Consider the following 26,888-nt stretch of genomic DNA (forward strand, 5'->3'; position numbering starts at 1 on the left):
TCTCCCCCAACGAGTGCAAAGAATCACCCGGTCGTGACGGCCTTCGGCCACTCCCCACCCGCGACGACGCTGGCGGTGGCCGCCGCCATGTCGGCGGTCTGGCGCGCGACGTCACGCATGTGCCGCTGCCAGGCCTGGATCAGGGCGACGACGTTGCGGACCAGATCGATGATGCGGATGGCCGCCGTCACCGTCCCGACAGGGACGCTCAGGAGCCGCACGCCCTGGCTGATGATCTTCGCGGCATGCTCGGCCAGGTCGAGTGCCAGGTCCTTCGTGGTCTGTACGCCGTCGTCGCCCATCCGCTTGACCGCCTGGCCGAACAGCGCGGCCGCCTGGGCTGTGTCCTGCGCGGCCTTGCCCTGCCTGGCGTAGGCGTCGAGGAAGCTGGTCGCGGCGTCGCCGGTCCAGGTGGAGCTGGACTTCAGGTTGCCGGGCTCGAACTCGGCGGCGAAGGACTCGCACTTGGGCACCAGCTGATTGACGATGGAGCGGCCGGCCGAGCGCACCTCCCAGGGGGCGAGGGCCTGCTGGGCGAGCTCGGCGAGCTTGTTGAGTCCGCGGACGATGAGATCGGCCGCGGAGAACAGCCAGTTGACGATGCGCTCGATCTTGTCCTTGGCGAAGCTGCCGACTCCGGGGATCTTGTAGAGCACATCCAGGAGGCCGCCCATCTTGTCGAGGATCTTCTGCGCGATCCTCTTGGCCTTCTGGATGTAGTCACTCACGCGGCCGAGCTTCTCCTGCAGCCTGTCGAGCAGATCGACGATCCACGAGACGTCGAGGGTGAAGTCGCACCCCTGTGAGCCGCGGCGGGGGATGTCCGGGCTGTAACAGCCCGACGGATCCTTGACCGGAAATCGCTGGACGTAGCTTCTCTGCGTTGCCATCTCCGGCCCCTTACTGGTTGATCCTGCCGGCTGTCGCAGTGCCCTGCGACTCGACGGCCTCGTATTCGGCGGCGGTCTCACTGAGCGCGTTGCCGATGGCCCGCAGTTCCTGCCCGGCGCCGGTGTACAGCTTGCTGAAGGTGGAACAGCCCTTCGTGTAGGGGCCCTCAGCGCGGGCCCACAGGCCCCAGTGCTGGATCAGCTCGCCGACCCGCTCCCAGCAGTCGTCCAGCTCGCGGGCGAGGGGACGCAGGTTCTCGACGAAGCGGGCGTCGTCGCGCAGGTCGGACAGGTCGACGGTGTAGCCCTCGCCACCGCCACCACCGACGCCGCCTGTGCCAGGACCACCGGTCCCACCGCCGCCGGTACCGCCGCTGCCCGTCCCGCCACCGCCCGTACCGGGGCCGCCGCCTGAGCCGGGGCCGCCCGGCCCCTCGACGCCGCCCGCCGGGGGCTTGGGAATGTCGACCTCCGGGGGCTTGGGCCCTGTCGGGACGTCGACCTCCGGGGGCTTCGGAGCGCCCGGGGTGCCCGCGTCGGGCGCGCCCTCGATCGCGTCGCTGATGCCGTCGCCGTCGGAGTCGGTGTCGCGGAAGTCCGGGATCCCGTCGCCGTCGGAGTCGACGGCGCCCTCGACAGCGTCGCTGATGCCGTCGCCGTCCGAGTCGGTGTCCAGGTAGTCGGGGATCCCGTCGCCGTCCGTGTCGGGCGGACCTGTGACGGGGGGCGTGACGGTCGCCGGCGGGACGGTCGCGACCGGCGGGGGTGTGGTCGTGCCGGTCATCGGCGGCAGAGCCGGTTCCTCGGCCCCGCCTGCCTCGTTCGGGTTGTAGAGCCCGTCGGTCAGGGGATCCGTGGGCCGCACGCCGCTGGAGACGCCGCCGCTGAGGCCACCGCCGCCGAGACCGCCACCTGCGTCACTTCCGCCGCCGGAGCCACCGCCGGAGCCGAGTCCACCGCCGGAGCCGCCGCCGGTGTCGGAGCCGCCGCCTCCGGCTGCATCGTCGGTTGCCTCCCCGGCGGGATCCTCCCCGCCTCCCCCGCCGCCAGAGCCGACGCCCGCGCTCGCGCCGGAGCCGTCCGCGTCGTAGCCCTCGGGCAGGTCGACGTCGACCGTCCCGTCAGGGTTGATGGTCAGCACCTGCCCGTTGGCCTGCTCGATCGTGATCGTGCCGTCTTCGTTCTTGGTGATGACGGTGCCCGACTCGGTCGTCAGCGACGCCCCCACCGCCAGGGTGGAGATGTCGACGGACTCGCCGTCCGTGAAGTCGGCGTCGACGGTGATGACGCCGTCGGCGTCGATGGCGATCTCGACGCCGTCGGACGTGGAGATCGTGGTGCCGTCACCCTGGGTGTCGACGACGGTGCCGTCGGGCGCGACGGCCACGGCATCGTCGTCGATGGTCACGTCGGCGGTGATGTCGATCGCGTCATCGGGGATGGCCGTGACGGCCTCCCCCTCGACGTACTCCACCGCCGGCTCGTCCGCCAGGGCGGTGCCGGTCGGTGCGCCGCGCATCGCGCCGACGTACTCGGTCTGGGTCGGCCACTCGTAGGCCCCCATGTTCGTCTCGGACAACGCTGCTCCTCTACTCGTCGCCCGCGGGCTGCTGGTCGTTGACCTGCTCGATGATCTGGTCGAGGCACTCGGTCACGGCGATACCGGACTTGCCCCGCAGCCAGTTGGCGTGGATGGCCACGTCCACGACGAAGCCGTCCTTGGCGATCACCGTCACCATCGAGTTCTCTGAACGGAACTCGTCGCCCTCGGGTTCGATGTCCTCGACGGCGTCGGCATCGAGGCTGCCCTCGAGCCGGTCGAGCGCCCGGTCCATGCGGGCGAGGTCGGCGTCCATGGACGCGAAGAGGGCGGGCAGCGCGTCGATCCGGGCCTGCCGCTCCTCCTCCGAACGCGGGCGCAGCAGCTGTTCGGTGGCGCGGGCGAGGGCCTCCTCGACCCCGGCCTCCACGTCCGCGTCGCTCACGGCCGCGAGGGCCTCGTCGTCGGGCAGTTCCATGGCCCCGAACTGGGCCCGGCTGATCGTCTCGAGGACGATGCCCGCCAGATCCTCGTCGTCGACGCGGTCCTGCCAGCGGGGGCTGACCACGACCCGCTCCAGCCGACCCGAGAGGGAGACGCTCGCCTGCACCTGTCCGCTCACGTCGACGACGGTCGCCTCGTCGCCGCCCTGGCGCATGGCGAGAAACTGTCGTGTCAGCCCTTCGAGCAGGTCGTCTGGCATCGGCTGCGTGTGGCTCATCGGTCCTCCGGTTGGTGTGGGCCCGACTCTGCCAGCGGCTAGGGTCAGCAGGTATAGGTACCGACGCTCATTTGGGATGCGCATGGACACAGCCAGGACGATCCGCAACATCGCGAACGTGGTCAATCTCTCCACCCCGCTGGGCCTGATCCTCATCGCCGTGGGTCGCGGGCGGCTCCGTCGCCACCGTCACCTCATCGTGGCCGACCGCGTCTCCCTGCCGGTGCCGGCCGGGGCCATGACGGTGGGCTGCGTGGTGCTGGTGTTCCGGAAGTCGCTCGAGGAGGCGCAGGCCGGCAACCCCACACTGATGGCCCACGAGGAGGAACACGCGTGGCAGTGGGCCTACTGCCTCGGGCTGCCGTTCCTCCCGCTGTACCTGGCGGCGTCGGGCTGGTCGTTGTTCCGCACGGGCGACCGGGCCGCCGCGAACCACTTCGAGAGGCAGGCGGGGCTGGCTGCGGGAGGCTACCGGGAGATGCCGCGGTTGCCGTTCCGGGAGGCCCTGGCGCGGCTCAGGCGCGCCTGACGGGCGTCAGCCGTGGAGCCGGCGGGCCGAGCGCGCCGCCTGCCGCTGCGAGCGCATCCGGCGCAGCCGCTTGACCAGGAGCGGGCGGTGGGCCAGCGCCTCCTGCGTGTCGATCAGCTGGTTGAGGTGCTGGTAATAGCGCGTCGCCGACAGGGAGAACCGCTCCATGATGGCCTGTTCCTTGGGCACGGCCGCGGTGAACCAGCTGTCCTCGAAGTCGAGAATCGCGGCGTCACGCTCGGAGAGCTGGGCGGCGGATGCGCGGTCGATGGCCTCGGACATGTCCCCCATGGTAGAGGCGAACCACATCGATGTCATTACCCTGCTGGTCCCCGCCCTGGGAGGGCGCGATCCATGGCGAACGGGTAGAGTCGAGACGACCCGTCAGCAACCATGAGGATCCATCGCCATGCGCCGACTCACCGGCCACGTCCAGCACTTCCCCTGGGGGACGACCGAGGACATCCCGGCCCTCCTGCGGCGCGAACCCGATGGCACCCCGTGGGCCGAGTACTGGCTGGGTGCCCATCCGGGAGGCCCCACGTTCGTCGAGGACGGGGCGTCGCTGGACGAGGTCCTGCGCGATGATCCGGCCCTGGTCGGGGCTGCGACACGCGCCGCGTTCGGCGGTCGACTGCCGTTCCTGCTGAAGATCCTCTCCGCAGGCTCCCCGTTGAGTCTCCAGGCCCACCCGTCACGGGAACAGGCCGAGGTGGGCTACGCCCACGAGTCCCTGCTGGGGCTGGCCGTCGACGACCCACACCGTTCCTACAAGGACGACTGGCCCAAGCCGGAGGCCATCGTCGCCCTGACCCCCTTCGAGGGGCTGGTCGGCTTCCGCGATCCCCTCAAGACCGCAGGGCTCTTCGAGGCGCTGGGCGTGGCCGACGAACTCGCGAGCGTCATCGGCCCGCTGCGCGACCGGCGCGACGCGCCCGCCCTGCAGGAGGTCTTCCTCGACGTGTTGTCGCTGGACGACCGCCGCCACCTCGTCGACGTCGTGCTGGCCGCCGCGGTCGAGAACCTCGACGCGCCCGGTGACCTCGGCGTGTTCGCCCGCACCGCCGTCGAACTCGACGAGCACTTCCCCGGCGACCCCGGCATTCTGGCGGCCCTGCTGCTGAACCGGATCTCGCTGGAGCCCGGGGAGAGCACGATGCTGGAGGCTGGCGTCATGCACGCCTACCTCCGTGGCACCGTCGTGGAGATCATGGCGAACTCCGACAACGTGATGCGCGGCGGGCTGACCCGCAAGCACATCGACGTCGACGCCCTGCTCCAGGTCGTCAACTTCACCCCGCACGCGCCGCAGATCCACCTCCCCGAGGGAGGCGACGGCGTCTACGTCTACCCGACGAACTTCCCCGAGTTCGAACTGTGGCTCGTCTCCCCCTGCGACGGCACCGCCAGGCCCCTCCCCCGCACGGACAGCGGACGCATCGCGCTCGCCACCTCGGGGGAGTTCACGCTCACCTGCGACCACGGAACCGTCACCCTGCATTCCGGCGACGCGGTCTTCGCCCCCGCCGACGATCAGGTCTCCGTCAGCGGCCACGGACAGCTGTTCGTGGCCGCCTCCGGCGCCTGAGTTCCCCAAACCGGGTACCGCTTGGCACAATAGGCGCTACGCCTCCTTAGCTCAGCGGCCAGAGCGCTCGCCTTGTAAGCGAGTGGTCGAGGGTTCGACTCCCTCAGGGGGCTCCATTCATTTCCGCGGGAACTTCGACCGGTCCCGCAGCCGCTGGCCGACGACGGCTGCGACCACCCCGGCCACGCCGATCCCGTGCACGAGGAGCCCCTCTCCCGGCCAGTAGCCGATGACGCAGGCCCAGACGAACCACACCGCCAGCAGTGCGGTGGAGATGGTCAACGCGATCTGATCCGGCCTCATTTCCACGACACCTCCCTCACGGACTTCGTGACGGTGACGTCCGGGGCCGCCGCCTGAGCGGCGGCGACGACCGCGGCCTCGACGTCGGCCAGGTCCCTGGCCCCCGGCACCAGGCCGTCGACCCGCGTGACCTCGGGGACGATGTAGTCGACCGCCTCTCCGATGGCGAGCACCACGCAGCGCCACAGATCACCCCCGAGTTTCTTGCCGTAGCGGATCTCGATGTCGCCGTCGGCGTCGCGGAACTTCCGGACGGCGCAGGTGGTCGTGTGCACCGGCGTCTCCGACGCCGGATAGGCCAGCGACTGGTAGATGCGCGCCACGATCTCCTGCGCATCCACCGTCGCGGAGACGAACCGGTAGCTGGTGTCGGCGGCCTGCTGCCCCGCCCGGTGCGCTCCCGGGGAGATGACCTGGTTGACCTTGCTGCCGATCGCGCCCGTGACCTTGCGCATCACCCAGATGAGCCCCAGGAAGAGCGCCAGGATGAACACGAAGCCGAGCGCGCCCAACACTCCGATGAGTCGAGCAGATGCATGAGGGAACTCCTTCTCCCGTTGAACCGATGCATCCACCGTGACGGCGCGGGCGGCGGCTGGCCATGGGGCACCTTCCCCATCCCCATCGCCCCATCCCCATCGTCGATACGCCCGTTTCCTCCCCTCCGCAGGGGCGGGCAAGATGGGCCCCATGACTGAACCGAGCAAGTGGGCCCGCATCATCGCGGCCGATCCCGGCCACTCGCAGCGCTACATCGACCGTTTCAAGCAGATGGAAGCCGCCGGGCACGACCTGTACGGCGAGGCCCGCACCGTCGACGCGATGGCGGGGCGCAACGCCCGCATCCTCGACGCCGGCTGCGGCCCGGGTCGCCTGGGCGGCCGGCTGCACGACCTGGGGCACCGCGTCGTAGGCGTCGACGTGGACCCGGCCCTGATCGCCGCGGCCGAGGAGGACCATCCCGGCCCGCTGTGGCTGGTCGGAGACCTTGCCGAGCTGGATCTGCCGGCCCGGGGACTCGAGGCGGGCTTCGACGTCATCGTCTCCGCAGGCAACGTGATGGGGTTCCTGGCCCCCTCGACCCGCGTCGAGGTGCTGCGCCGCTTCGCCGGGCATCTCGCCACCGGCGGCAGGGCCATCATCGGCTTCGGCGCGGGAAGGGGCTACGAGTTCCCCGAGTTCCTCGCCGACGCGAACGCTGCCGGGCTCGAGCTCAACCAGGCGTTCTCGACGTGGGATCTGCGGCCCTTCCTGCCCGACAGCGACTTCCTCGTCGCCATCCTCACCGCCGCCGAGTGAACCTCTTCCTGCGCCTGCTGTGGCTGCGCCTGTCGGCGCACCGTCGCGGGCCGGTCAGCCTGTGGGACACGGTGAGCACCCCGTTCCGGGTGGCGCCCACCGACCTGGATGCCCTGTTCCACATGAACAACGGCAAGTACCTGTCGCTGCTCGACCTGGGGCGCGTCGACCTGATGCTCCGCAGCGGCTTCTGGGGACGGCTGGACGAGAGGGGCTGGTACCCGGTGGTCGCCGGCCAGACGATCACCTACCGCCGCTCACTGAAGCTGTGGCAGCGCTTCGACCTGCACACGCGGGTCGTCGGGCTCGACGACCGCTGGATCTACCTGGAGCAGACCTTCGCCGTCGGCCGGGAGATCTACGCGGCCGCCATGGTGCGGGCCCGGTTCCTGAAGAAGACGGGCGGCTCCGTCGGGCACGACGAGCTGGAGGAGATGACGGGCCCGTTCGGGGACCACCTCGCGGTCCCCGACTGGGCCCTGGCGTGGGCCGACGCGACGAAGATCGCGCCGACCACGCTCCCCCGCTGAGCCGGCTCAGCCGGCCAGCACCGTCACGCCCCAGGGGCCGAGCTCGATCCGGTCGCCCGACCGGTGGGCGGCGCCGTCGACCATCCCGGTGCAGTCGACCGGCACCGTCGCCGCGGCCGGATCCTTGCTCCAGTTGTGCAGGAACCACACGGGCCCGTCCGGCGTGCGGCCCGACAGCACCGTCACGCTCGGGTCGCGCTCCCAGCCGGACGATGCCGGCGTCGGGATGAAGCGACGGAAGAGGTCGACGGCGAACGCCGGGTTGGGCACCGTACCGACGGCGACGACCCTGCCGGAGCCCGCCACCTTGCTGGTGACGGCGGGGAAGGCCCCGAAGTAATGGTGGTCGTAGCTGGCGAGGACTTCCGCCCCCTCGAGCCGGTAGCCGTCGAGCCACTGCGTCGCCGCCGCCCCCGGCGACAGCTCCCAGCCCTCACCCTGCACGGGCAGGGGCTCGGCCAGGTTGGAGAACTCCTCGTAGCTGACCCCTGCCGCGGGACGCAGGACGTCGGGCGCGACCGCGTGACGCGCCCGTGCCTCCTCGTCGCCGTAGCCCGTGCGCGGGCCGACGATCAGCGTGCCGCCGGCCTCGGCGTAGGCGGCCAGGCGGGAGAGGTCGTCATCGGTGGTCACGAAGACCGCCGCCACCAGCACCGGGTACTGCGCGGCCAGCTCGGCCGGGTCGATGTCGCGGAACTGCTCCATGTTGACGATGCGGATCTGGGCGCCGGCCTCGACCGCTCCGCGCTGGAAGGCGCCGACGATGTCGCGGTACGCGAAGCGGTTCGGGGCGCCGCCGGGCAGGTGCAGCGGCGGGTTGAAGTCGTAGGCGTGCTTGGTGGCGGTGTCCCACAGGATCGCGATGTCGGCATCGGGCACGTAGTCGTCGAGACGCGTTCCGATGGCGGCCAGCTGCCTGCCCAGCCCGGCGAGCTCGTCGTAGACGCGGCCGGGCTGCTGCGAGTGCGGCAGGACGCCACCCCAGTAGGTCTCCGTGCCGAAGTGCAGGGTGTGCCAGTGCCAGTACTCGATCATGGCGGCGCCGCGGGCGACCAGGGCGAGCCCGGCCTGCGTCAGCTGCCCCGGGTATGGCGGGTAGTTCCAGGAGGCCCACTGGATGGCCTGCGCGTTGGTCTCGGTCACCAGGAAGCGGCCCTGCTTGATGCCGTAGGCGCGGTCGGCGAGCTCGAGCAGCCCGTGGACGCCGGTGCGGACCCACTCGTCGGGCCGGGGGCGGTCGTTGCCCCACTCGAGGTTGTCCTGCACCGCGAAGTACGGGTTGGCCGCGGCGATGTCGAGGGGAGCGTTCAGGTGGGCCTCGTTGATGGTGGCGCGGTCCAGTGCCGTGCAGGTGGTGACGAACTGGTCGTCGCGCGCGTACTCGCGCACGATGTCGGCCTGCCAGGCGATGAACTCGCTGGTGCACTCGTCCTGGAAGGTGCGCCAGGCCAGGTCGTACTGAGGCTGGGCGTTGCCGTCCGGCCGCCACAGCTCGTCCCAGTCCTGGATGCGGTGCGACCAGTAGACCAGCCCCCACTCCTCGTTGAGCTTCTCGACGGTGCCGTAGCGGGCCTTGAGCCAGCGCAGGAACTTGATGAACGTACCTCGGTTGTGGAGCGGGAAGACGCCGGGCTCGTTGTCCACCTGGTAGCCGATGACGGCCGGATGGTCGGCGTACCGGGCGACGATCTTCCTGCTGACCCGCTCGGCGTGGAACAGGAACGCCGGATGCGTGATGTCGATCTCCTGGCGCGCTCCCCATGGGTACCGCTGCCCCGTCTTCACCTCGCCCGCGATCTCGGGGTAGGCGTGCGCCAGCCACGGGGGCGCCGCGTAGGTCGGGGTGCCGAGGATGACGCCGATGCCGCGCCGGTGGGCGCCGTCGAGGACCGGCTGGAGCCAGTCGAGGTCGAACACCCCGTCGCTCGGCTCCCAGGTCGACCAGACGGACTCCCCGACCCGGATGACGGTGAAGCCCGCGGCCTGCATGAGGTCGAGGTCACGGTCGACATCCTTGTCGGGCTGGTATTCCAGGTAGTACGCGGCACCGAAGCGGATGCCCTGGGGGTGGTACGGGACGGTCATGTCTCTCCTGTCGCAGCACTGCGCGGTTACCGGTCACACGCTACCGGAGCGACGACGGCGACGGGAGGGCGCCCAGCCTCAGCCCCGCTTGGCCTCCTCGGCGGCCTTCGCCTTCTTCACGCCGGCGAGGTAGGTCGACACGAAGACGACGACGATCAGCCCGATTGCCACGTAGCCCGCGATCTTCGCGTACCAGTTGAGGACGGCGACGGCGGCGTCGCCGAGTTGCCAGCCGAGGATGAAGTAGCCGATCAGCCACACCGTCGACGCGATGTAGTCGTAGATGAGGAACCGCTTCAGGCTCATGCCGGTCGCCCCGGAGAGCACGAACACCACCTGCATCAGCGGCAGCGGCATGGGGATGTAGGCGATGAAGAAGCCGAGCGGGCCCAGCTTCTCGGCCCAGCGCTCCGCCCGCGCGTAGTTGCGCGCGGCACGCTTCGACTGCCCGGCCCAGATCTCGATCATGCCGCGGCCCCACAGTTTGCCCGCCCACCAGTAGACCCAGTCGAACTTGAGGCTCAGCAGCGAGGCGACGAACAGCACGATCGGCCAGTGCGGCATGGCGCCGGTGGAGGCGATGGCGCCGCTGGCTGCGAGGGCGGTGCGGCCGCCTGTGATCATGGCGAGCCAGTCGGGGGCGACGGCCAGCAGCCAGGCGCGGGTCGGGATCAGGATCAGGCTGAAGACGGCGATGACGCCGAACCAGGAGAGGCACGCGTAGTCGGCACGCTCCGGCTTCTTGCGCCAGGGCATCCCCTCCCCGCGCCACCACTCCTCACCCTCTGCCTCTGCCTCAGCTTCAGGCTCGGCCTCGGTCCCACCTTCGGGCTGCCCGGCCTCGCCGGCGGCGTCGTCGAGGGCATCGTCGTCGGCCTCCACGGCGTCCGGAGACGGCGGTATGGGGCCCCTGGCGGCGTCGTCGGCCGGGCTCTGCTCAGTCACCCGGCGAAGCCTACGGGATCGTCCGCGACCGTCCATCCATCGGTCAACCCCCTTGCGGGTGGACACAGGGGTGCGTGTACAGTCACCCACAGGACAGCCGATAAGGCTCCTGCTCCACTACGGATCGTCGGGCACGTACCTGCCCGTGGAAAGGAATTGTGGCATGGCCACTGTCAGCTATCGCGAAGCTTCCCGCGTCTACCCGGGCACCGATCGCGCCGCCGTCAACAAGCTCGACCTCGAGATCGAGGACGGCGAGTTCATGGTTCTTGTCGGCCCCTCGGGCTGTGGCAAGTCGACGTCGCTGCGTATGCTCGCCGGCCTCGAAGAGGTGAACTCCGGCTCGATCTTCATCGGCGACCGCGACGTCACCGACCTCCCGCCGAAGGACCGTGACATCGCCATGGTCTTCCAGAACTACGCCCTGTACCCGCACATGACCGTCGCGGACAACATGGGCTTCGCCCTGAAGATGCAGAACGTGCCGAAGGCCGAGCGTCAGCAGCGCGTCCAGGAGGCCGCCCGCCTGCTGGGCCTCGAGGACTTCCTCAACCGCAAGCCGAAGGCCCTCTCCGGTGGTCAGCGTCAGCGCGTCGCCATGGGCCGCGCCATCGTGCGGCAGCCGCAGGTCTTCCTCATGGATGAGCCGCTGTCGAACCTCGACGCCAAGCTCCGCGTCTCCACCCGTACCCAGATCGCCGCCCTGCAGCAGCGTCTCGGCGTCACCACCGTCTACGTGACCCACGACCAGATCGAGGCCATGACGATGGGTGACCGCGTCGCGGTCATGAAGGACGGCATCCTGCAGCAGGTCGACACCCCGCTCGCCCTCTACGACGCGCCGAAGAACCTCTTCGTCGCCGGCTTCATCGGCTCCCCGGCCATGAACCTGATGTCGGGCAACGTCGTCGACGGCGGCGTCCAGATCGGCGACTACGTCGTTCCCGTCGCCCGCGACATCCTGGCCAAGGCCCCGGCGAGGAGACCCTCACCGTCGGCATCCGCCCCGAGGCGTTCAACGTCTCCGAGCAGGGCATCGGCCTGGACGTGGCCGTCGTCGAGGAGCTCGGCGCCGACTCGTACCTGTACGGCACCCTCGCGGGTCTGTCGGACGACGAGATCGTCACCGCGCAGCAGTTCGTCGCCCGCGTCGGCGCCCGCACCGCTCCGGAGAAGGGTCAGGTCGTCCGCCTGGCCGCCCCGGCCGAGTCGGTGCACGTCTTCAGCAACAAGACGGAGGAGCGTCTCTCCTGAGCTCCACCAGCCGCTGAACGGTTCTCCGGGCGGGCGTGACCTTCTGGTCGCGCCCGCCCGGTGCCGTTCCCGGCCGCGGTCCGCCTGCTCGCGGGTAGCGAACGGGCACGGCGCTGACCGGTGGCGGCGGGGCCGTAAGCTCGACCGCGAGGAAAGGATGGCTCCATGGCGGAACTCGGACGGTGGACGCGCGGGATGCGCACGGGACTCGGCGGCGACCGCGCCTACGGGTCGGTCGTCCCCCCGCTGTACACCAGCAGCAACTACCTGTTCGAGGCGGTCGGCGTCGCCCGCGAGTACGACTACTCGCGCTCCGGCAACCCGACCCGCGACCTCCTGAACGATGCGCTGAACACCCTCGAGGGTGGCGCCGGCGCCACCGCCGTCGCCACCGGCCTGGCTGCCATCACGCTCATCGCCGAGGCCTTCGTCCCCGCGGGCGGCCGGGTGGTCGTCGCGCACGACGCCTACGGCGGCACGTGGCGTCTGTTCACGTTCCTCGCCGAACAGGGCCGCTTCGCCGTCGACTTCGTCGACGTCACGTCGCCGGCCGTCCTCGCCACCGCGCTCGACGCGGCACCCGACCTGGTGTGGCTCGAGACGCCGTCGAATCCCCTGCTGCGGGTGACGGACCTGCGGGCCGTCTCCGACGCGGCGCACGCGGCGGGCGCGCTCGTCGCCGTCGACAACACGTTCCTCTCCCCGCTGTACCAGCGTCCCCTCGAGCACGGCGCCGACTTCGTCGTCCACTCGACCACCAAGTTCATCAACGGCCACTCCGACGTCGTCGGCGGGGCAGCGGTCGCCGCGACCCAGGAACACCACGAGCGGCTCCGCCTGTGGGCCAACGCGCTGGGGCTGACCGGTTCGCCCTACGACGCGCACCAGATCCTGCGCGGGCTGCGCACGCTCGACGCGAGGCTGCGCGTGCACGCCGCCAACACCGAGGCGCTCATCGCGCTGCTGGACGGGCACCCGGCCGTCGCCGCGCTGTACTGGCCGGGGCTCCCGTCCCACCCCGGGCACGCCGTGGCCCTGCGGCAGCAGACGGGCATGGGTTCGGTCTTCAGCCTCGAACTGCACGGGGGAAGGGCGGCCGCCGACCGGTTCGTCGACGGCCTGCAGATCTTCCACCTCGCCGAATCGCTCGGCGGGGTCGAGTCGCTGATCTGCCACCCGGCCAGCATGACCCACGCGGGCATGACTCCCGAGGCGAGGGCGGAGGCCGGCATCAGCGAGGGGCTGCTGCGGGTCTCGGTCGGCATCGAGAGCGGCGATGACCTGGTCGCCGTCGTCGCTGAGGCCCTGGAGCGTTCGGCCTGACCAGAGGCATGATGACGGGGCGGCGGGCCCGCCGCTGGCGGGGTGACACTAAGCTGGGAGCGTGCCCCGATTCCTTGCCGCCAAGCCCGACGCCGATCTCATCCGGTTGCCGTGGTCAGCGCCGCTCGCCGAATGGCCCACCCAGCATCTGGTGGCGCTCCCCCGCGGCATCTCCCGGCACGTCGTGCGGTTCCTGTCCGTGGGCAACGAGATCTTCGCGGCCAAGGAGATCCTGGAGGAGGTCGCCGTCCAGGAGTACCGGCTGCTCACCGAGCTGCGGCGCCTCGGCGTCCCGTCGGTCGAGCCCGTCGGCGTCGTCCTCGGCCGGGTCGACTCCGACGGTGAGCCGCTCGACCCCGTCCTGCTGACACGCCACCTGCCGTTCTCCCTGCCGTACCGGTCGCTGTTCTACCCGGGCGTCAAGCACGAGACGGTCAACCGTCTTCTCGACGCGATGGTGGTTCTGTTCGCGCGCCTGCACCTGACGGGCTTCTACTGGGGCGACGTGTCGCTGTCGAACATCCTGTTCCGCCGCGACGCGGGCGAGTTCGCGGCCTACCTCGTCGACGCTGAGACCGGCGAACTGCACGACCAGCTGACCGACGGCCAGCGCTCGCACGACCTGCAGATCGCGCACACGAACCTGTACGGCGAGTTCCTCGACCTCGAGGCCGGCGGGATGATGGACTCGTCCCTCGACCCGGAATGGCTCGTCAACACGATCGAGGAGCGCTACCACCAGCTGTGGGCCGAACTGACGGAGGTCGAGGAGTTCGACGGCTCCGAGATGTACCGGCTCGAGGGCCGGGTCCGCCGCCTCAACGCGCTGGGCTTCGACGTCGCGGAGATCGACGTCGACGCGTCGCCGGACGGCCGGACCATCCGCATGCGCCCGAAGGTCGTCGACGCGGGACACCACACCCGCCGTCTGATGCGGCTGACCGGGCTCGACGCCGAGGAGCACCAGGCGCGGCGCATGCTCAACGACATGGACACCTTCCGGGCCCGCATGGCCCCGAACGCCGCCGAGTCGGTGGCGGCGCATAAGTGGCTCGTCGAGGTGTTCGAGCCCGCGGTCACCCGCATCCCGCCGCACCTGCGTGGCAAGCGGGACGCCGCCCAGTTCTTCCACGAGGTGCTCGACCACCGCTGGTTCCAGTCCCAGCGTGAGCAGCGGGAGGTCCCGACGCACGAGGCGGCGGCCGACTACATCAAGGAGATCCTCTCGACGCTGCCGGACGAGCGGCTCGGCGACCTGGAACCGGTGACCGGCGGCACGCTCCTCGACAAGTACGACCCGTCGAAGGGCTTCGTCGACGAGGACGACAACGACAAGCCGTTCGACCCGTGGGAGGACGCGGCCAACGATCCGGAGACGCCGCTGCTGCAGACCTTCGACATCGCGGCGCTGCGCGCCAAGGCGGCGAAGAAGGCGAAGAAGGATTAAGCGCAGCCGTCAGGCCCGCAGGCCTCGCCCGCGCCGTCGACGGTGATGATCGGGGACGCCTTCTCCGAGCGCACCTTCTCCAGCACCTCGAGGAACAGCTCGGTCGGCTGCGCGCCGGAGACGCCGTAGCGGTTGTCGAACACGAAGAACGGCACCCCGCGCACGCCGATCTCGGCGGCCTCCCGGATGTCGGCCTCGACGGAGGCATCCAGGTCGTCGGAGTCCAGAGCGGCGCGCGCGTCGTCGGCGGCGAGTCCGGCGGCGACGCCGTGGCGGACCAGAACCTCCGCGTCGCCCGTGTTCTCGCCGTGCTCGAAGTGGGCGGACAGCAGCGCCTCCTTGAGCGCGGGGCCGCGGCTGCCGCCGTCGAGCGCGTCGGCCCGCTTGGCGGCCTGGAGGAGACGGTGGGCGCGGCGGGAGTTGGCCACGACGAGGCTGTCGAAGTCGTACTTGAGGCCCTCGCCCGCGGCCTGCCGGACAACCTCGCCCATCATCTGCTCCACGGCCTCGCGCGGCATGCCCTTGCGCTCGACGAGGTAGTCGACCTCATCGAGGTCGCTGCGCTCCGGCAGGGTGGGATCCAGCTGGAAGCTGCGCCACGTCACGGTGACCTGGTCCCGCTGCGGGAACTGCTCGAGGGCCCGCTCGAAGCGGCGCTTCCCGATGTAGCACCAGGGGCAGGCGATGTCGGACCAGATCTGGATGTCGATGCTCACGAGGTAATTGAAGCATGAACGACCAAACCGCCGGGTCCGCACCGACCGCCTGCAAGAATGCCCCGGTGCGATACATCCTCTTCCCTGGACGACACCACCTCGTGACCGACTTCCAGGTCCGGCACCTGACGGCGCTCGTCGCGGCCCATCCCGGCGCCGACATCGTCTGGGCGATCACCAGCGCCGACCACGGCGGCACGCAGCGCAACCCGTTCCCCGGCAGCCGGCGGCTCGGCCTGGTGGAGGCCGTCGCGGCGAGCGCGGGACTGCCGTCGCTGACGTTCCTGATCGCCAACCGCCGCCCCAAGGTGGACTTCGCGCACTACGTCATCGAGGAGATCCGCACGCAGACCGGCGGCACCGTGGCGATGACGCCGGCGAACACGCTGGTCGCCTGCTCGACGCCGGCGGTGATCGCCGACTACGAGGCCCTCGGCTTCGCCGTCGACACCGTCGAACTCGGCACCGACGAGGCCCGCCCCTGGGACGTCGTCGAGGCCGTCATCGCTGCGGGCGACGCCTGGGCCCAGGCGCCCACGGTGGCGTCCGCGATCCATCCCGTCGCCGCCGACCAGTTCCAGCGCTACGGCCTGGCCGCCGCCGTCCAGCAGATCTACGCCGATCCGCTGATCGACTCCGACGACGGGGACATCACGGTGACCCGCGACTACGCCACCTACCGGGCGGCGTTCGAGGACAACGCCTGGCGCAAGGTCAGCGAGTTCGCCCACGCCGTCCGCCCGGGACGCGTCGTCGACGTCGGCTGCGCCACCGGCCAGACGATCAAGCTGCTCGCAGAGCGCCCGGAGCTCTTCGAGTCCGACTTCTTCGGCGTCGAGGTCGCCCGCCCGCTCTACGAGATCTGCCAGCAGCGCAAGTCCAACGGCGAGTTCGGCGACGCGAACGTCTACTTCCACCAGCGCAACGTGATGCAGACCCGCCTGTTCGAGCCCGACTCGCTCGACACCGTCATCACCATGGCACTCACCCACGAGATCGAGTCCTACCTGGGACGGGCCGAGCTCCTCGAGTTCTGCTCCCGCGTGTTCGCGATGCTGCGCCCCGGCGGGGTGTGGATCAACTACGACGTCGTCGGCCCCGCGGGGCGCGAGGAGGAGGTGCTCGTCGAGTTCCCCACCGACGACGGCGCCGCCACCGGGGAGCTGGCCGGGCTGTCGACGCGGGCCCGGTTCGAGAAGTTCGCCCACGACTTCCGCCGCGACGAGGGCGACGGGATCACCTACGCCACGTCGACAGGCTCAGCGAGCGACGGGAGCCCCCTCATCCGGCTCACCCGCGGCGCCCTCTACGAGTTCCTCGCCAAGAAGGACTACATCGACTCCTGGTACTCGGAGGCCCACGAGGCCTTCTGCTTCTTCACCCCCGACGAGTGGGTCGAGGTGCTCGAGGCCGCAGGGTTCACCATGACCCGCGACACCCGCCCGATCCGCAACCCGTGGCTCATCGAGAACCGGTTCGCGCCGGCCGCCCGCGTGTACCGGCAGGACGACGACGGCACCCTCGTCCCCGACGAGTGGTCCTGGACCAACGTCCTGCTCATCGCCGAGAAGCCTGCGTAAAGGTAAACTGCCTTCCCGTGACCCTGAAGCTCTATGACACCGCCTCGCGTAGCGTGCGCGAGTTCGTCCCCCTCGACGAGTCGACGGTGTCGATCTACCACTGTGGGTTGACGGTGCAGGCCTCCCCGCATCTGGGTCACATCCGCAAGGAGGTCGTCTTCGACGTCCTGCGCCGCTGGCTGATGCACAAGGGCTACGACGTGAAGGTCGTCGCGAATGTCACCGACATCGACGACAAGATCCTGAGCAAGTCGGCCGAGAACGGCGAGGACTGGTACGCGCTGGCCTACCGCTTCGAGCGCGAACTGCACGACGCCTACGCCTCCCTCGGCTGCATCCCGCCGACCTACGAGCCGCGCGCCACCGGCCACATCCCCGAGATGATCGAGCTGATCGGCGAGCTCATCGACGCCGGCCACGCCTACGCGGCCCCGGACGGTTCGGGCGACGTCTACTTCGATGTCATGAGTTGGCCCCGCTACGGCGAGCTCAGCGGCCAGAAGGTCGCCGAGATGGAGCCTGCGGCCGACGCCGACCCGCGCGGCAAGCGTGACCCCCGCGACTTCGCGCTCTGGAAGGGCCACAAGGGCACCGAGCCGGAGACGGCGGCCTGGCCGTCGCCCTGGGGCCGGGGCCGCCCCGGCTGGCACGTCGAGTGCTCCGCGATGGCGGGCAAGTACCTCGGCGCCACGTTCGACATCCACGGCGGCGGCATCGATCTGAGGTTCCCGCACCACGAGAACGAGCTGGCGCAGTCCGCCGCAGCCGGGCGCGGCTTCGCCCGCTACTGGATGCACAACGCCTGGGTCACCATGGCCGGCGAGAAGATGAGCAAGTCGCTGGGCAACACGGCGCTGGTGTCGGAGGTCACGCGCGCCTACAACCCGCGCGCCGTCCGTTTCTTCCTGCTGAGCCCCCACTACCGCTCCACGATCGAGTTCTCCCCCGCCGACGACGACGCCCGCGGCTCGCTGACCGAGGCGGAGAAGGCCATCGACAGGATCGACTCGTTCCTCGCCCGCGCGGCGGAACACCTCGCCGGCGGCGAACCCACTGCGGGTGAGCCCACGACGGCCGAGTGGGCGGCCTTCGCGTCCGCCATGGACGACGACCTCGGCACCCCCGGCGCGGTCGCCGCGCTCTTCGACGCGGTCCGGGGCGGCAACCAGGCGTTGGCCGACCGTGACTCCGCCCGCATCGCCGCCCACCACCACGCCGTCTCGACGATGCTGGACGTGTTCGGCATCAACCCGACCTCCCCCAGTGGGCCGACGAGGGTGGCTCCGAGGAGCTCCGCCCCGTCGTCGACGGGCTGGTGAGCGCGCTGCTGGAACAGCGTGCCGCCGCCCGCGCCGCGAAGGACTGGGCATCCGCGGATGCGATCCGCGACACGCTGGCCGGTCTCGGCCTGGCGATCACCGACACGCCCACCGGGGCGAAGTGGACTTTGGAGAACTGATGGCAGGCAACTCGCAGCGCCGTGGCGCGACCACCAAGGGCAAGGGCAAGACGGCAGGATCCGGCGGTCGGATCCGACGCTCCCTCGAGGGCCGGGGCCCGACGCCGAAGGCGGAGGAACGCACCTACCACAAGGCCTACAAGGCGAAGCAGGCCGCGCAGCGGCGCGGCGCGGCCCAGCCGAAGAAGCCGGCCCGCTCGGCCGTCGGCGCCGACTGGGTGGTCGGCCGCAACCCCGTCTTCGAGGCACTGACGGCTGGGCTTCCCGTGAAGCAGGCCTACGTGGCCGAGGGCGCGGAGCGCGACGACCGTCTCCGCGACATCTTGAAGTTCACCGCGGAGCGCGGCATCACTCTGCTGCAGGTCCCCCGCGGCGAACTCGACCGGGTCACCGGCGGCCTCGTCCACCAGGGCGTCGCGTTGCAGCTGCCCGCCTACGAGTACGCCGACGTCGAGGACGTGCTGGCCGACGGGTTCGACACCGACGGCATCGTCGTCGCCCTCGACGGCGTCACCGACCCCCGCAACCTGGGCGCCATCGTCCGCTCCGCGGCGGCCTTCGGCGCCACGGGTGTCGTGATCCCGTCGCGCCGCTCAGCGTCTATGACGGCGGCCGCGTGGAAGACGTCCGCCGGCGCCGCGGCCCGGCTGCCGATCGCGATGGCCACGAACCTGAACCGGGCCCTCGAGCAGGCCGCGAAGATGGGCTTCATGATCATCGGCCTCGCCGGCGAGGGGGAGACCCCGATCGCGGCCGCGCCCGGCCTCACCGGGCCGCTCATGATCGTGGTGGGCTCCGAGGACGAGGGCCTCGCGCGACTGGTGCGTGACCACTGCGACATGCTGGTCAACATCCCGATCGCCAGCGCCGTCGAGTCGCTCAACGCGTCGGTCGCCGCCTCCGTGGCCCTCTACGAGGTCAGCCAGCAGCGCCTCAACTCTTCTCCGTCAGAATAAGCGCGAAGGACAGGGGCGCCGGCGTGCTGGACACGGTGACCGGCACGGTCGGCGCGTCCGAGTAGTGCGCCTGCAGCCTCCCCTCCGGGTGCACCAGGATGCGGCCGCCCATCGTGTCGGCCGGAACCTGCCAGAGGATGTCGAGGACCCCCTGCCCACGCCGGATCGCCTCGCTAGTCATGGTGAGCGGAAGCTGCGGCGCGTGTGAGGTGCCGGAGGCGTCGACGAACGTGAAGGAGCGGCGCACGTCGAGGTCCATCTCCATGGCCACGTTGTCGTCCGACTCGAAGCTGACCTCGGCGTTCATCTGGATCCGCATCCACTGTCTGCCTGCCTCGGCCCAGCCGCCCTGCGGGTTCCACGGCACGAGGCCGTAGGAGGAGGTGGGTGCGACGTCGAGCCGGAACGAGGCGCGTTGGATGGGCACCTCGGGGTCGCTGGGAACGGTCTGGGCGGGCAGCCGGTAGGTGCCCGCCGTCGGCTCGAACGACATCAGCAGGTCCTTGCGGAAGCCTGCGTTGCGTTCCCATCCTTCGTCCAGCGCGGGCTGGGCCGTACGCACGTCGACGGTGACGCTCTGGCCGACATCGTCGACCTGGAACAGCACCGGCCCTCCCTTGGGCACCGAGAGCACGAACATCACGTACGGGACCTCGTAGGCGGCGCCCACCACCCGCCCGAACGGCGAGACGACCCGGATGGGCAGGTCACCGTTGATGATCCGGAACCCGGCGGTCTGCTCGCCGGACTCAATGAAGCCGGGGATCCCCGCCCGCAGCACGAAGGCTACGAGCTCGCGTCCCTCGGGCGCTTCGATGGCGCTGCGTTGTCTCACCTGCTTGGCCGTCTCCCCGTCGAGGCGGGTCGAGACGCTCCTGGCCACGAGGTAGCCGTCGAAGTGGGCGGTGCTGATCCGCAGGTTGGACTCGATGCCGCCGGCGAGCGTCTTGGCGGAGCGGTCGGCCGAGCGGGCGAAGAACTCCTTGCCGACGACGCGGCCCGGGTCCGGCGTGCCGGTCGGCTCCGGTGACGCGTCGTCCCAGACGATCGGCTCGAACGTGCAGCCGCTCAGCCCTCCGACGGCGAGCAGCACGAGTGCGTTGCGTCTCGACAGTGCCACGCGGCACAGCGTAGACGATGGCCCGCCCACCCCCCGGCCGTGAGTAGGTGGGCCCCTCCCCCGGCATTAGAGTGGGCCCTGCCCCACCCCACGAAGGAGAACTGTGAGCGATCTCGAGTCGATCTCATCGGCCTACCGCACGCTGCTGGGCGTGATCGAGCAGGTTGAACCCCGCATCGCACAGGCCACCCGCCAGGAGCTCACCGATCAGCGCGCCTCGCTGAAGCTGATCGCGTCCGAGAACTACGCGAGCCTGCCCGTGCTCGCCACCATGGGTACCTGGCTGAGCGACAAGTACGCCGAGGGTACCGTCGGCCACCGCTTCTACGCCGGTTGCCAGAACGTCGACACCGTCGAGGCCGTCGCCGCCGAGCACGCCCGTGAGCTCTTCGGCGCGGAGTACGCCTACGTGCAGCCCCACTCCGGCATCGACGCCAACCTGACGGCCTACTGGGCGATCCTCGCCCACAAGGTCGAGACCCCCGCGCTCGCCGAGTTCGGCGCGAAGGGTGTGGCCGAGTTGTCCGAGGCCGACTGGGAGACGCTGCGTCACCGCTTCGGCGAGCAGCGCCTGCTCGGCATGTCGCTCGACGCCGGTGGCCACCTCACGCACGGTTTCCGTCCAAACGTCTCCGGCAAGATGTTCCACCAGCGCTCCTACGGCACTGATCCGAACACCGAACTGCTGGACTACGACGCGTTGGCCGCCCAGGCCCGCGAGTTCCGTCCGCTGGTGATCGTGGCCGGCTACTCCGCCTACCCGCGTCGTGTGAACTTCGCCAAGATGCGCGAGATCGCCGACGAGGTGGGCGCGGTGCTGATGGTCGACATGGCGCACTTCGCCGGCCTCGTGGCGGGCAAGGTCTTCACGGGTGACGAGGATCCCGTGCCCTTCGCCGACGTCGTCACGACCACCACGCACAAGTCGCTGCGCGGTCCGCGCGGCGGCATGATCCTGGCCACCGGGGAGTACGCCCCGTCCGTCGACCGCGGCTGCCCGCTCGTGCTCGGCGGCCCGCTGTCGCACGTGATGGCCGCCAAGGCCGTCGCGCTGGCCGAGGCCCGCACCGCCGAGTTCCGCACCTACGCGCAGAACGTGGCGGACAACGCCAAGGCTCTGGCCGAGGGGCTGCTCCGCCGCGACGCCCGCCTGGTCACCGGCGGCACCGACAACCACATCGTGCTGCTGGACGTCCGCAACTTCGGTCTGACCGGCCGTCAGGCAGAGTCCGCGCTCCTGGAGTCCGGCATCGTCACGAACCGCAACTCGGTGCCGAACGACCCGAACGGCGCCTGGTACACGACCGGCATCCGGCTCGGCACCCCGGCCCTCACGTCGCGCGGCTTCACCACGTCCGACATGGACGAGGTTGCCGGCATGATCGTCGACGTCCTGCGCTCCACGAAGCCGACCACCACGTCGACGGGCGCCCCGAGCAAGGCGAAGTACACGCTGCCCGAGCAGGCCCGCGAGGCGTCGCTCACGGCCGCCGACACGCTGCTGGCCGCGCATCCGCTGTACCCGGGGCTCGACCTGAGCTGAGCTCAGCCGGGCAGACGCAGAAGGGGGAGGGCAGCCGATCGGCTGCCCTCCCCCTTGTCCGTGTGGCGCGGGGCGGGTTACGGATGGCGCTCGCCGAGCGCGACGACGACGGCCTGCGCCTCCTCGAGGGTCACCTCGCCCGCGGTCGAGATCATGATCCCGCCGAACTCCTGGGTGTCCACCGTGCACAGGAGGTAGGTCGCGAGCTGGGAGCAGCCTCCACGCCCGTCGAGGAGCGCCTCCCCCGGCGGCATTCCCCAGTCCTCCGGACGGCCGGGCTCGCCGGTCGCGAGCGGGGTGATCATGTCCGTCTCTTTCCCGTCCCGGACGTAGCTGAAGACGAAGCCGGTGCCCTGCAGCGAGAAGTCGCCCACGCGCTCGGGAAGGTCCTCGCGGCTCAGGACGGGGAAGTCCTCTGGAGCCAGATCGCTCTCGGTCGCGGACGGCTCCGGCTCCGGGTCAGGCGCCGGAGCCGACACGGACTCCTCAGGAGCCGGGACACTCGGGTCGGGGGCGGGTTCGGACCCGGCGGCGGTGGGGACCGCCGTCTGACTCGAGGTGTCGGTGTCGTCCCCGCTGGTCAGAACGAAGATGATGACGCCGATGATGCCCACCAGAAGCAACGCGCCGACGATGATCCAGGGCAGCATGCTCTTCTTGGGCGGTTGGGGCTGTCCGTACGCCTGACCCCCGTACCCCTGCTGCGGGGGCTGGCCTCCGTACCCCTGGGGCGGCTGCTGCGGGTGGCCCTGGTTCGGGTATCCACCCTGCTGTGGGTAGCCGCCCTGCGGCTGCTGTGGGTAGCCGCCCTGCGGCTGCTGCGGGTAGCCCTGCTGCGGGTAGCCCTGCGGGGGCTGGTTCGGGTATCCGCCCTGCGGATAGCCACCCTGCGGGGGCGGCGGGTTTCCGCCGTTCCAGTTGTCGTTGCTCATGCTGCTCCTCCGGTCTCGCGCCCTCAGCGTAGACGCCGGGAGGGCCGATCCAGGTCGGTATAACCACGCCGGTCGGCGCCGGACGCCGATCAGCGTCCGGTGAGGCGTCCCTGCAGCGCGGTGATGAGCTGGGTGAGCGACGCCGGCAGGTCCTGCAGGTGCCAGGTCGCTGGAGCGTGGTACCAGTCGAGGGTGTCGGGATCCGGCGCGTCCGCGTCGGCATCCGCCGCCACCAGCGCCTCCAGCCACCGGTCCTTGGACCCGAGGACGACGGTGTAGCCGAGCAGCGACGCCACGGCCGGCAGTTCGCGGCCCGGCGGGAGCTGGTCGGTCGGCTGCGTCGCGAGCGTGCCCGCCAGCGCATGCAGGCCGGACAGGAGTGCGGAGCCGGCGGCAGTACGCCTCGGCATCCGGTCGGACGCCCACACGAGTCCGGCGGCCACGGCAAGGAGAACGAGCGCCAGCAGCCCGAGATGGGTCCACGCGACCAGCGCGATCCCGGCGACCACGGCGACACCGACCGCGAGGTATCCCAGCGTGCGCCACGAGGAGCGGGTCGCGTCCGGGCGCGAGTCGAACCAGCCACGGTCGACCACCTCGGCGTACAGGGCGTCCTGGACACCGCCGATGCCCTGGGCCACGGTGTCCGACAGTTCCGAGACGAGAGTCCTCCGCCCGGCGGGCACGACGAGGTCGAGCAGTTCGGCCTCGAATGTCGCCAGGGGCGCCTCGGACGGGCGGCGTTCGAGTGACCAGTCGAGGAGCCCGTGCTGTTCGTGGGGCAGCTCGGTGATCCGCAGGTGGCCACGGACCGCCAGGTCCAGCAGCGTGGCCGTGACGTCGAGCGGGTCCACTCGCTCGTCCGCCACGGTGCCCACGTGTCCGGGGCGGACGTCGCCGTGGACACGGAACTCGCTGACCCCGTCGCCGACGGGCACGAACGAGGCGACGGCGGTGGCCCCGCCCGTCGTCTGGTCGCGGCCGGCGCGGCGGTAGGTGAGCCAGATGAGGCCGGCGCCGAGCAGGCCGACCAGCAGCGAGATCAGGACGGAGGACCAGGAAAGCTCGAATGCGCGGTCGAGGCTCCACCGCTCCACGACATCGGCGTTGGCGGCGACGTCCTGCGGGGTGTAGCCGACGGCCACGACGATCTCGTCGCCCGGGGCGACATCGGCGTCACGGAACTGGGGTTCAGGCTGCTCAAACGTGCCCCCGACTGCGCCGCGCACTGCCCGACCCCGCCGACCGGGCCGGCGGTGCAGTTCATGAGCTGCGGCGCGCCGGGGCCGCGGACGACGACGTCCACCCTGGCGACGTCGGCGCTCAGCCCAGTCAGCATGGGCCATTCGACGACGGTCAGGTCGCCCTCCTGGCTCAGCTCCGTGCGGGCGGCGCCGACGACCCGGTAGGTGAGGGTGGCCTCGCCCGCCGCTTCGGCGGTCCACACGATGCGGTGCCCGTCCGGTCCCGACGTCACGGCTGCGGCGGCCGCCCCGTCCTTCCTGACGCCGTCGACGCCGTAGCGGAAGAAGTGTGTCGAGTCGATGTCCCTGGTCGCCGGCAGGGCTTGGACGACTTCGCCGGCCCCGTCCGCGAAGACGAGGGTCTGGGTGATCGCCAGCGTTCCGTCCGCCTCGACGACGGCGACGATGCGGGCCTCGTCGATCGCCGCCCCGTCCGCCTGCGCGGTCAAGGGCAGCGCCGTCAGCGCGGAGGCGCCGATGAGGGCGAGGGTGAGACGCAGCCAGCGGGCCATGCGGGGTTCCTTCCGTCCGCGGGTGGCCGCAGCCTACTGCCTTGCCAGATCGTGGAGCCCCGCCACCGCGATGGCGGCCACCCCCTCGCCACGGCCGGTCAGGCCAAGGGTGTCGGTGGTGGTGGCGCTGAGGGTCACCGGGGCACCAAGTGCGGCGCTGAGGACGGCCTCTGCCTCGGCCCGGCGCCCTGCGAGCTTGGGGCGGTTGCCGATCACCTGCACCGAGACGTTGCCCACCTCGAAGCCGGCCTCCCGCACGCGGCGTGCGGTCTCGCGGATGAAGGCGACACCGCTCGCCCCCGCCCACTCGGGCTCGCTGGTGCCGAAGTTGGAGCCGAGGTCCCCCAGGCCGGCGGCGCTGAGTAACGCATCACAGGCCGCGTGCGCGGCGACATCGCCGTCCGAGTGGCCGGCCAGGCCGGACGGTTCGTCGGGGAAGTGCAGCCCGCCGACCCACATGGGCACGCCGGGGACGAGACGGTGCACGTCGCTGCCGATTCCGACACGGGTCATGGGTGCTGGTTCCTCGTCTGCAGGATCGCCCCGGCGAGCGCCAGGTCGATGGGCTCGGTGATCTTGAGGGCGTCGCGGTGGCCGGGCACGAGGGTGACCCGCATCCCTGCCAGTTCGCAGACGGCGGCGTCGTCCGTGACGACGGCCCCGGCCTGCGCAGCGGCGGCATGGGCGCCGCGCAGCGCGCCGAGCCGTGCCGCCTGCGGGGTCTGCACCGCGCGCAGCGGCTCCCTGTCGACGATGCGCGAATCGCCGTCGCCCACCTCGCGGATCGAGTCGATGACCGGGACCACGGGAATCACGGCCTGGGCGCCATCCACGACCGAAGCCACGACGGCGGTCACGACAGGTGCGGGGACCAGTGCGCGCGCGGCATCATGCACGAGCGCGACGGCATCGTCGGGCGCGTCGAGCGCGGCCAGCCCGATGCGGACGGAATCCTGCCGGGTCTCTCCCCCGACGATGCAGCGGACGGGGACGGCGACGCCGTCCAGCGCGGAGGCGAACTCAGCGGCCAGGCCGTCAGGGATGGTGACGACGACCTGCGTCACGCCGCCGGCGACCAGTGCATCGACCGAGCGGCGCACCAGGGGCACGCCGTCCAGGTCGACGAGGGCCTTCGGCACGGGCGCGCCGAGGCGGGAACCAGAACCGGCCGCCACCACAACGGCGACGACCGGTCCGGAATCGTTCAACATCGAGGTGCTCAGGAAGCGAGGACCTCGTCGAGCAGGATCTCCGCCTTCTCCTCATCCACGCGCTCGGCGAGCGCGAGTTCAGAGACGAGGATCGAGCGCGCCTTGGCCAGCATGCGCTTCTCACCCGCGGAGAGGCCCTTGTCGCGGTCGCGACGCCAGAGGTCGCGGACGACCTCCGAGACCTTGATGACGTTGCCGGAGTGCAACTTCTCCATGTTCGCCTTGAATCGGCGCGACCAGTTGGCCGGCTCCTCCGTGTGCTCAGCCCGAAGGACGGCGAACACCTTCTCCAAGCCATCGGCGTCGACCACATCCCTCACGCCAACCAGATCCAGGTTGTGTGCAGGCACCTTGATCACGAGATCATTCTGCCCGATCACCCGGAGCACGAGGAACAGCTTGTCCTCGCCCTTGATGGTTCGGTTCTCGATGTCTTCGATGACTGCGGTCCCGTGATTAGGGTAAACCACCGTCTCACCGATCGAAAAAGTCATATTTTCAGACCCCTTTCCCTGGCCTATTCTAGCAGGCCGGGCACACGGGGCCCACGGTTTCACGCTAGTGGGGAGGCACGCCCGTCCACGGAGGCGCGCCGACGCGTCGCACCAGGGTCCGGTTCTGGTTAGTATGAGCGCAGTTCGCACCTGACCCGGAGGACATCCATGAGCAAGCCGCTTCGCCGTTCCACGGCAGTCGTCGCCTCGGCCGTGCTGGCGCTGTCGCTCAGTGCCTGCACCGCGGGCCAGTGGGTCTACGACTCCCCGCCCGCCGCCGGAGCACAGGCGGATTCACAGACCGGCATCAAACTGCGCAACTTCGCCGTCGTCGCCGACGGAGAGGGGGCCGGGATGATCGTCGGCGGCATCACCTCGCGCGACGCCGACGCGGAGGTCGTCGGCATCACCGTCGCCGGCGAGCGCGGCGATGCCACGTTCGGCGAGGCGCAAACCCTCCCGTTCAGCGAGGACATCGTCCGCGGCCGCACCATCCTGCTCGACGGCTCCAGCACCCTCTTCGACAATGACGACCTGACCCTGGGCCGGCTCGCCAAGGTACAGGTCGCGTTCGCCGACGGTCAGAGCGTCAGCCTCGAGGTGCCCGTCATCTCGTCCACGAACGACGACTTCAAGGACGCGTGGGCAGCGGCGAACGCCTGAGCCC

At 70.6% G+C, this 26,888-nt stretch carries 26 protein-coding genes, 1 tRNA gene and 2 pseudogenes; 13 read left to right on the forward strand and 16 right to left on the reverse strand.

Annotated elements, in window-relative coordinates; all coding sequences use genetic code 11:
• Nucleotides 1-23: 23 nt before the first annotated feature.
• Genes H9L22_RS11455 through H9L22_RS11465 form a run of 3 tightly spaced genes read right to left on the reverse strand, consistent with a single transcriptional unit; the run spans nt 24 to nt 3,151 of the window.
• Nucleotides 24-890: an HhH-GDP family DNA glycosylase gene (locus H9L22_RS11455; protein WP_187720039.1), complete on the reverse strand. Its 867-nt coding sequence runs from the start codon at nt 888-890 to the stop codon at nt 24-26.
• 10 nt (nt 891-900) lie between these two features.
• Nucleotides 901-2,469 carry a hypothetical protein gene (locus tag H9L22_RS11460; RefSeq protein ID WP_187722777.1) on the reverse strand — a complete coding sequence of 523 codons (1,569 nt, stop codon included), beginning with the start codon at nt 2,467-2,469 and terminating at the stop codon, nt 901-903.
• A gap of 10 nt (nt 2,470-2,479) precedes the next feature.
• Nucleotides 2,480-3,151, reverse strand: a complete 672-nt coding sequence (locus H9L22_RS11465; RefSeq protein WP_187720040.1) for a hypothetical protein — start codon at nt 3,149-3,151, stop codon at nt 2,480-2,482.
• Between the two features lie 82 nt (nt 3,152-3,233).
• Between H9L22_RS11465 and H9L22_RS11470 the strand changes: the two genes are divergently transcribed.
• Nucleotides 3,234-3,680 (forward strand): hypothetical protein, encoded by a 447-nt coding sequence (locus H9L22_RS11470; RefSeq protein WP_187720041.1) that lies wholly within the window; start codon nt 3,234-3,236, stop codon nt 3,678-3,680.
• Between the two features lie 6 nt (nt 3,681-3,686).
• Here the strand turns inward: H9L22_RS11470 and H9L22_RS11475 are convergent, their stop codons facing one another.
• The gene (locus H9L22_RS11475) at nt 3,687-3,971 is read right to left on the reverse strand and encodes a DUF3263 domain-containing protein (RefSeq protein ID WP_406707785.1); all 285 of its coding nucleotides are present in this window, start codon (nt 3,969-3,971) and stop codon (nt 3,687-3,689) included.
• A gap of 118 nt (nt 3,972-4,089) precedes the next feature.
• Here H9L22_RS11475 and manA point away from each other — a divergent pair, with 118 nt between their 5' ends.
• Nucleotides 4,090-5,268 carry a mannose-6-phosphate isomerase, class I gene (manA, locus tag H9L22_RS11480; RefSeq protein ID WP_187720043.1) on the forward strand — a complete coding sequence of 393 codons (1,179 nt, stop codon included), beginning with the start codon at nt 4,090-4,092 and terminating at the stop codon, nt 5,266-5,268.
• A 40-nt stretch (nt 5,269-5,308) separates the two neighbouring features.
• Nucleotides 5,309-5,384 (forward strand) — tRNA-Thr (locus H9L22_RS11485).
• 1 nt (nt 5,385) lies between these two features.
• Here the strand turns inward: H9L22_RS11485 and H9L22_RS11490 are convergent.
• Together H9L22_RS11490 and H9L22_RS11495 are read right to left on the reverse strand one after the other, a co-directional pair.
• The gene (locus H9L22_RS11490; protein WP_187720044.1) at nt 5,386-5,571 is read right to left on the reverse strand and encodes a hypothetical protein; all 186 of its coding nucleotides are present in this window, start codon (nt 5,569-5,571) and stop codon (nt 5,386-5,388) included.
• On the reverse strand, nt 5,568-6,086 hold the full coding sequence (locus H9L22_RS11495) for a hypothetical protein (RefSeq protein ID WP_187720045.1): 519 nt from the start codon (nt 6,084-6,086) through the stop codon (nt 5,568-5,570). The genes H9L22_RS11490 and H9L22_RS11495 overlap by 4 nt, the downstream gene beginning before the upstream one ends.
• 175 nt (nt 6,087-6,261) lie before the next feature.
• Here H9L22_RS11495 and H9L22_RS11500 point away from each other — a divergent pair, with 175 nt between their 5' ends.
• Together H9L22_RS11500 and H9L22_RS11505 are read left to right on the forward strand one after the other, a co-directional pair.
• A complete protein-coding gene (locus H9L22_RS11500; protein ID WP_187720046.1) occupies nt 6,262-6,870 on the forward strand; it encodes a class I SAM-dependent methyltransferase in 609 nt (202 codons plus the stop codon).
• The gene (locus tag H9L22_RS11505; protein ID WP_187720047.1) at nt 6,867-7,400 is read left to right on the forward strand and encodes an acyl-CoA thioesterase; all 534 of its coding nucleotides are present in this window, start codon (nt 6,867-6,869) and stop codon (nt 7,398-7,400) included. Before H9L22_RS11500 ends, H9L22_RS11505 begins: the two co-directional genes overlap by 4 nt.
• Before the next feature lie 6 nt (nt 7,401-7,406).
• Here the strand turns inward: H9L22_RS11505 and H9L22_RS11510 are convergent, their stop codons facing one another.
• Together H9L22_RS11510 and H9L22_RS11515 are read right to left on the reverse strand one after the other, a co-directional pair.
• Nucleotides 7,407-9,485: a beta-galactosidase gene (locus tag H9L22_RS11510; RefSeq protein ID WP_187720048.1), complete on the reverse strand. Its 2,079-nt coding sequence runs from the start codon at nt 9,483-9,485 to the stop codon at nt 7,407-7,409.
• 78 nt (nt 9,486-9,563) lie between these two features.
• On the reverse strand, nt 9,564-10,430 hold the full coding sequence (locus H9L22_RS11515) for a DedA family protein (protein WP_226965814.1): 867 nt from the start codon (nt 10,428-10,430) through the stop codon (nt 9,564-9,566).
• 163 nt (nt 10,431-10,593) lie between these two features.
• Here H9L22_RS11515 and H9L22_RS11520 point away from each other — a divergent pair.
• The 3 genes and pseudogenes from H9L22_RS11520 to H9L22_RS11530 all read left to right on the forward strand — a co-directional run bounded on the left by H9L22_RS11520 (nt 10,594) and on the right by H9L22_RS11530 (nt 14,454).
• Nucleotides 10,594-11,684 (forward strand): annotated as a pseudogene (locus H9L22_RS11520) (ABC transporter ATP-binding protein).
• A gap of 195 nt (nt 11,685-11,879) precedes the next feature.
• Complete coding sequence (locus H9L22_RS11525) at nt 11,880-13,007, forward strand: PLP-dependent transferase (protein ID WP_187722671.1); 1,128 nt, start codon at nt 11,880-11,882, stop codon at nt 13,005-13,007.
• A gap of 61 nt (nt 13,008-13,068) precedes the next feature.
• Nucleotides 13,069-14,454 carry a DUF4032 domain-containing protein gene (locus H9L22_RS11530; protein WP_187720049.1) on the forward strand — a complete coding sequence of 462 codons (1,386 nt, stop codon included), beginning with the start codon at nt 13,069-13,071 and terminating at the stop codon, nt 14,452-14,454.
• On the opposite strand, the gene H9L22_RS11535 is transcribed toward H9L22_RS11530, so the two are convergent.
• Nucleotides 14,451-15,170, reverse strand: coding sequence for a DsbA family oxidoreductase (locus H9L22_RS11535; protein WP_226965816.1), 720 nt, complete (start codon nt 15,168-15,170; stop codon nt 14,451-14,453). The genes H9L22_RS11530 and H9L22_RS11535 overlap by 4 nt on opposite strands.
• Before the next feature lie 65 nt (nt 15,171-15,235).
• On the opposite strand from H9L22_RS11535, the gene H9L22_RS11540 reads away from it, so the two are divergent.
• The 3 genes and pseudogenes from H9L22_RS11540 to rlmB all read left to right on the forward strand — a co-directional run bounded on the left by H9L22_RS11540 (nt 15,236) and on the right by rlmB (nt 19,165).
• Nucleotides 15,236-16,750, forward strand: coding sequence for a class I SAM-dependent methyltransferase (locus H9L22_RS11540; RefSeq protein ID WP_187720050.1), 1,515 nt, complete (start codon nt 15,236-15,238; stop codon nt 16,748-16,750).
• Between the two features lie 17 nt (nt 16,751-16,767).
• Nucleotides 16,768-18,209: pseudogene (gene cysS / locus H9L22_RS11545) on the forward strand (cysteine--tRNA ligase).
• Nucleotides 18,209-19,165 (forward strand): 23S rRNA (guanosine(2251)-2'-O)-methyltransferase RlmB, encoded by a 957-nt coding sequence (gene rlmB, locus H9L22_RS11550; RefSeq protein WP_187720051.1) that lies wholly within the window; start codon nt 18,209-18,211, stop codon nt 19,163-19,165. The pseudogene cysS and the gene rlmB overlap by 1 nt, the downstream one beginning before the upstream one ends.
• Here the strand turns inward: rlmB and H9L22_RS11555 are convergent.
• Nucleotides 19,143-20,285, reverse strand: a complete 1,143-nt coding sequence (locus tag H9L22_RS11555) for a hypothetical protein (protein ID WP_187720052.1) — start codon at nt 20,283-20,285, stop codon at nt 19,143-19,145. The two genes, rlmB and H9L22_RS11555, sit on opposite strands and share 23 nt — an antisense overlap.
• Nucleotides 20,286-20,388: 103 nt before the next feature.
• Here H9L22_RS11555 and H9L22_RS11560 point away from each other — a divergent pair, with 103 nt between their 5' ends.
• Complete coding sequence (locus tag H9L22_RS11560) at nt 20,389-21,828, forward strand: glycine hydroxymethyltransferase (protein ID WP_187720053.1); 1,440 nt, start codon at nt 20,389-20,391, stop codon at nt 21,826-21,828.
• A 77-nt stretch (nt 21,829-21,905) separates the two neighbouring features.
• Here the strand turns inward: H9L22_RS11560 and H9L22_RS11565 are convergent, their stop codons facing one another.
• The 6 genes from H9L22_RS11565 to H9L22_RS11590 form a co-directional block, all read right to left on the reverse strand.
• Nucleotides 21,906-22,760, reverse strand: coding sequence for a flagellar basal body-associated FliL family protein (locus H9L22_RS11565; RefSeq protein WP_187720054.1), 855 nt, complete (start codon nt 22,758-22,760; stop codon nt 21,906-21,908).
• Nucleotides 22,761-22,849: 89 nt separating this feature from the next.
• Entirely contained in the window at nt 22,850-23,905 is a 1,056-nt protein-coding gene (locus tag H9L22_RS11570; protein WP_187720055.1) for a DUF2207 family protein, read from the reverse strand.
• The gene (locus H9L22_RS11575; protein WP_187720056.1) at nt 23,803-24,516 is read right to left on the reverse strand and encodes a hypothetical protein; all 714 of its coding nucleotides are present in this window, start codon (nt 24,514-24,516) and stop codon (nt 23,803-23,805) included. Before H9L22_RS11575 ends, H9L22_RS11570 begins: the two co-directional genes overlap by 103 nt.
• Nucleotides 24,517-24,549: 33 nt before the next feature.
• Nucleotides 24,550-25,029, reverse strand: a complete 480-nt coding sequence (ispF, locus tag H9L22_RS11580; protein ID WP_187720057.1) for a 2-C-methyl-D-erythritol 2,4-cyclodiphosphate synthase — start codon at nt 25,027-25,029, stop codon at nt 24,550-24,552.
• The gene (gene ispD / locus H9L22_RS11585; RefSeq protein ID WP_187720058.1) at nt 25,026-25,727 is read right to left on the reverse strand and encodes a 2-C-methyl-D-erythritol 4-phosphate cytidylyltransferase; all 702 of its coding nucleotides are present in this window, start codon (nt 25,725-25,727) and stop codon (nt 25,026-25,028) included. The genes ispF and ispD overlap by 4 nt, the downstream gene beginning before the upstream one ends.
• 8 nt (nt 25,728-25,735) lie before the next feature.
• Nucleotides 25,736-26,221, reverse strand: a complete 486-nt coding sequence (locus H9L22_RS11590; protein WP_187720059.1) for a CarD family transcriptional regulator — start codon at nt 26,219-26,221, stop codon at nt 25,736-25,738.
• 168 nt (nt 26,222-26,389) lie between these two features.
• On the opposite strand from H9L22_RS11590, the gene H9L22_RS11595 reads away from it, so the two are divergent.
• Nucleotides 26,390-26,884, forward strand: coding sequence for a hypothetical protein (locus H9L22_RS11595; protein WP_187720060.1), 495 nt, complete (start codon nt 26,390-26,392; stop codon nt 26,882-26,884).
• Nucleotides 26,885-26,888: the final 4 nt, after the last annotated feature.

The sequence above is a fragment of the Tessaracoccus defluvii genome, assembly GCF_014489575.1.
GTDB lineage: Bacteria > Actinomycetota > Actinomycetes > Propionibacteriales > Propionibacteriaceae > Arachnia > Arachnia defluvii.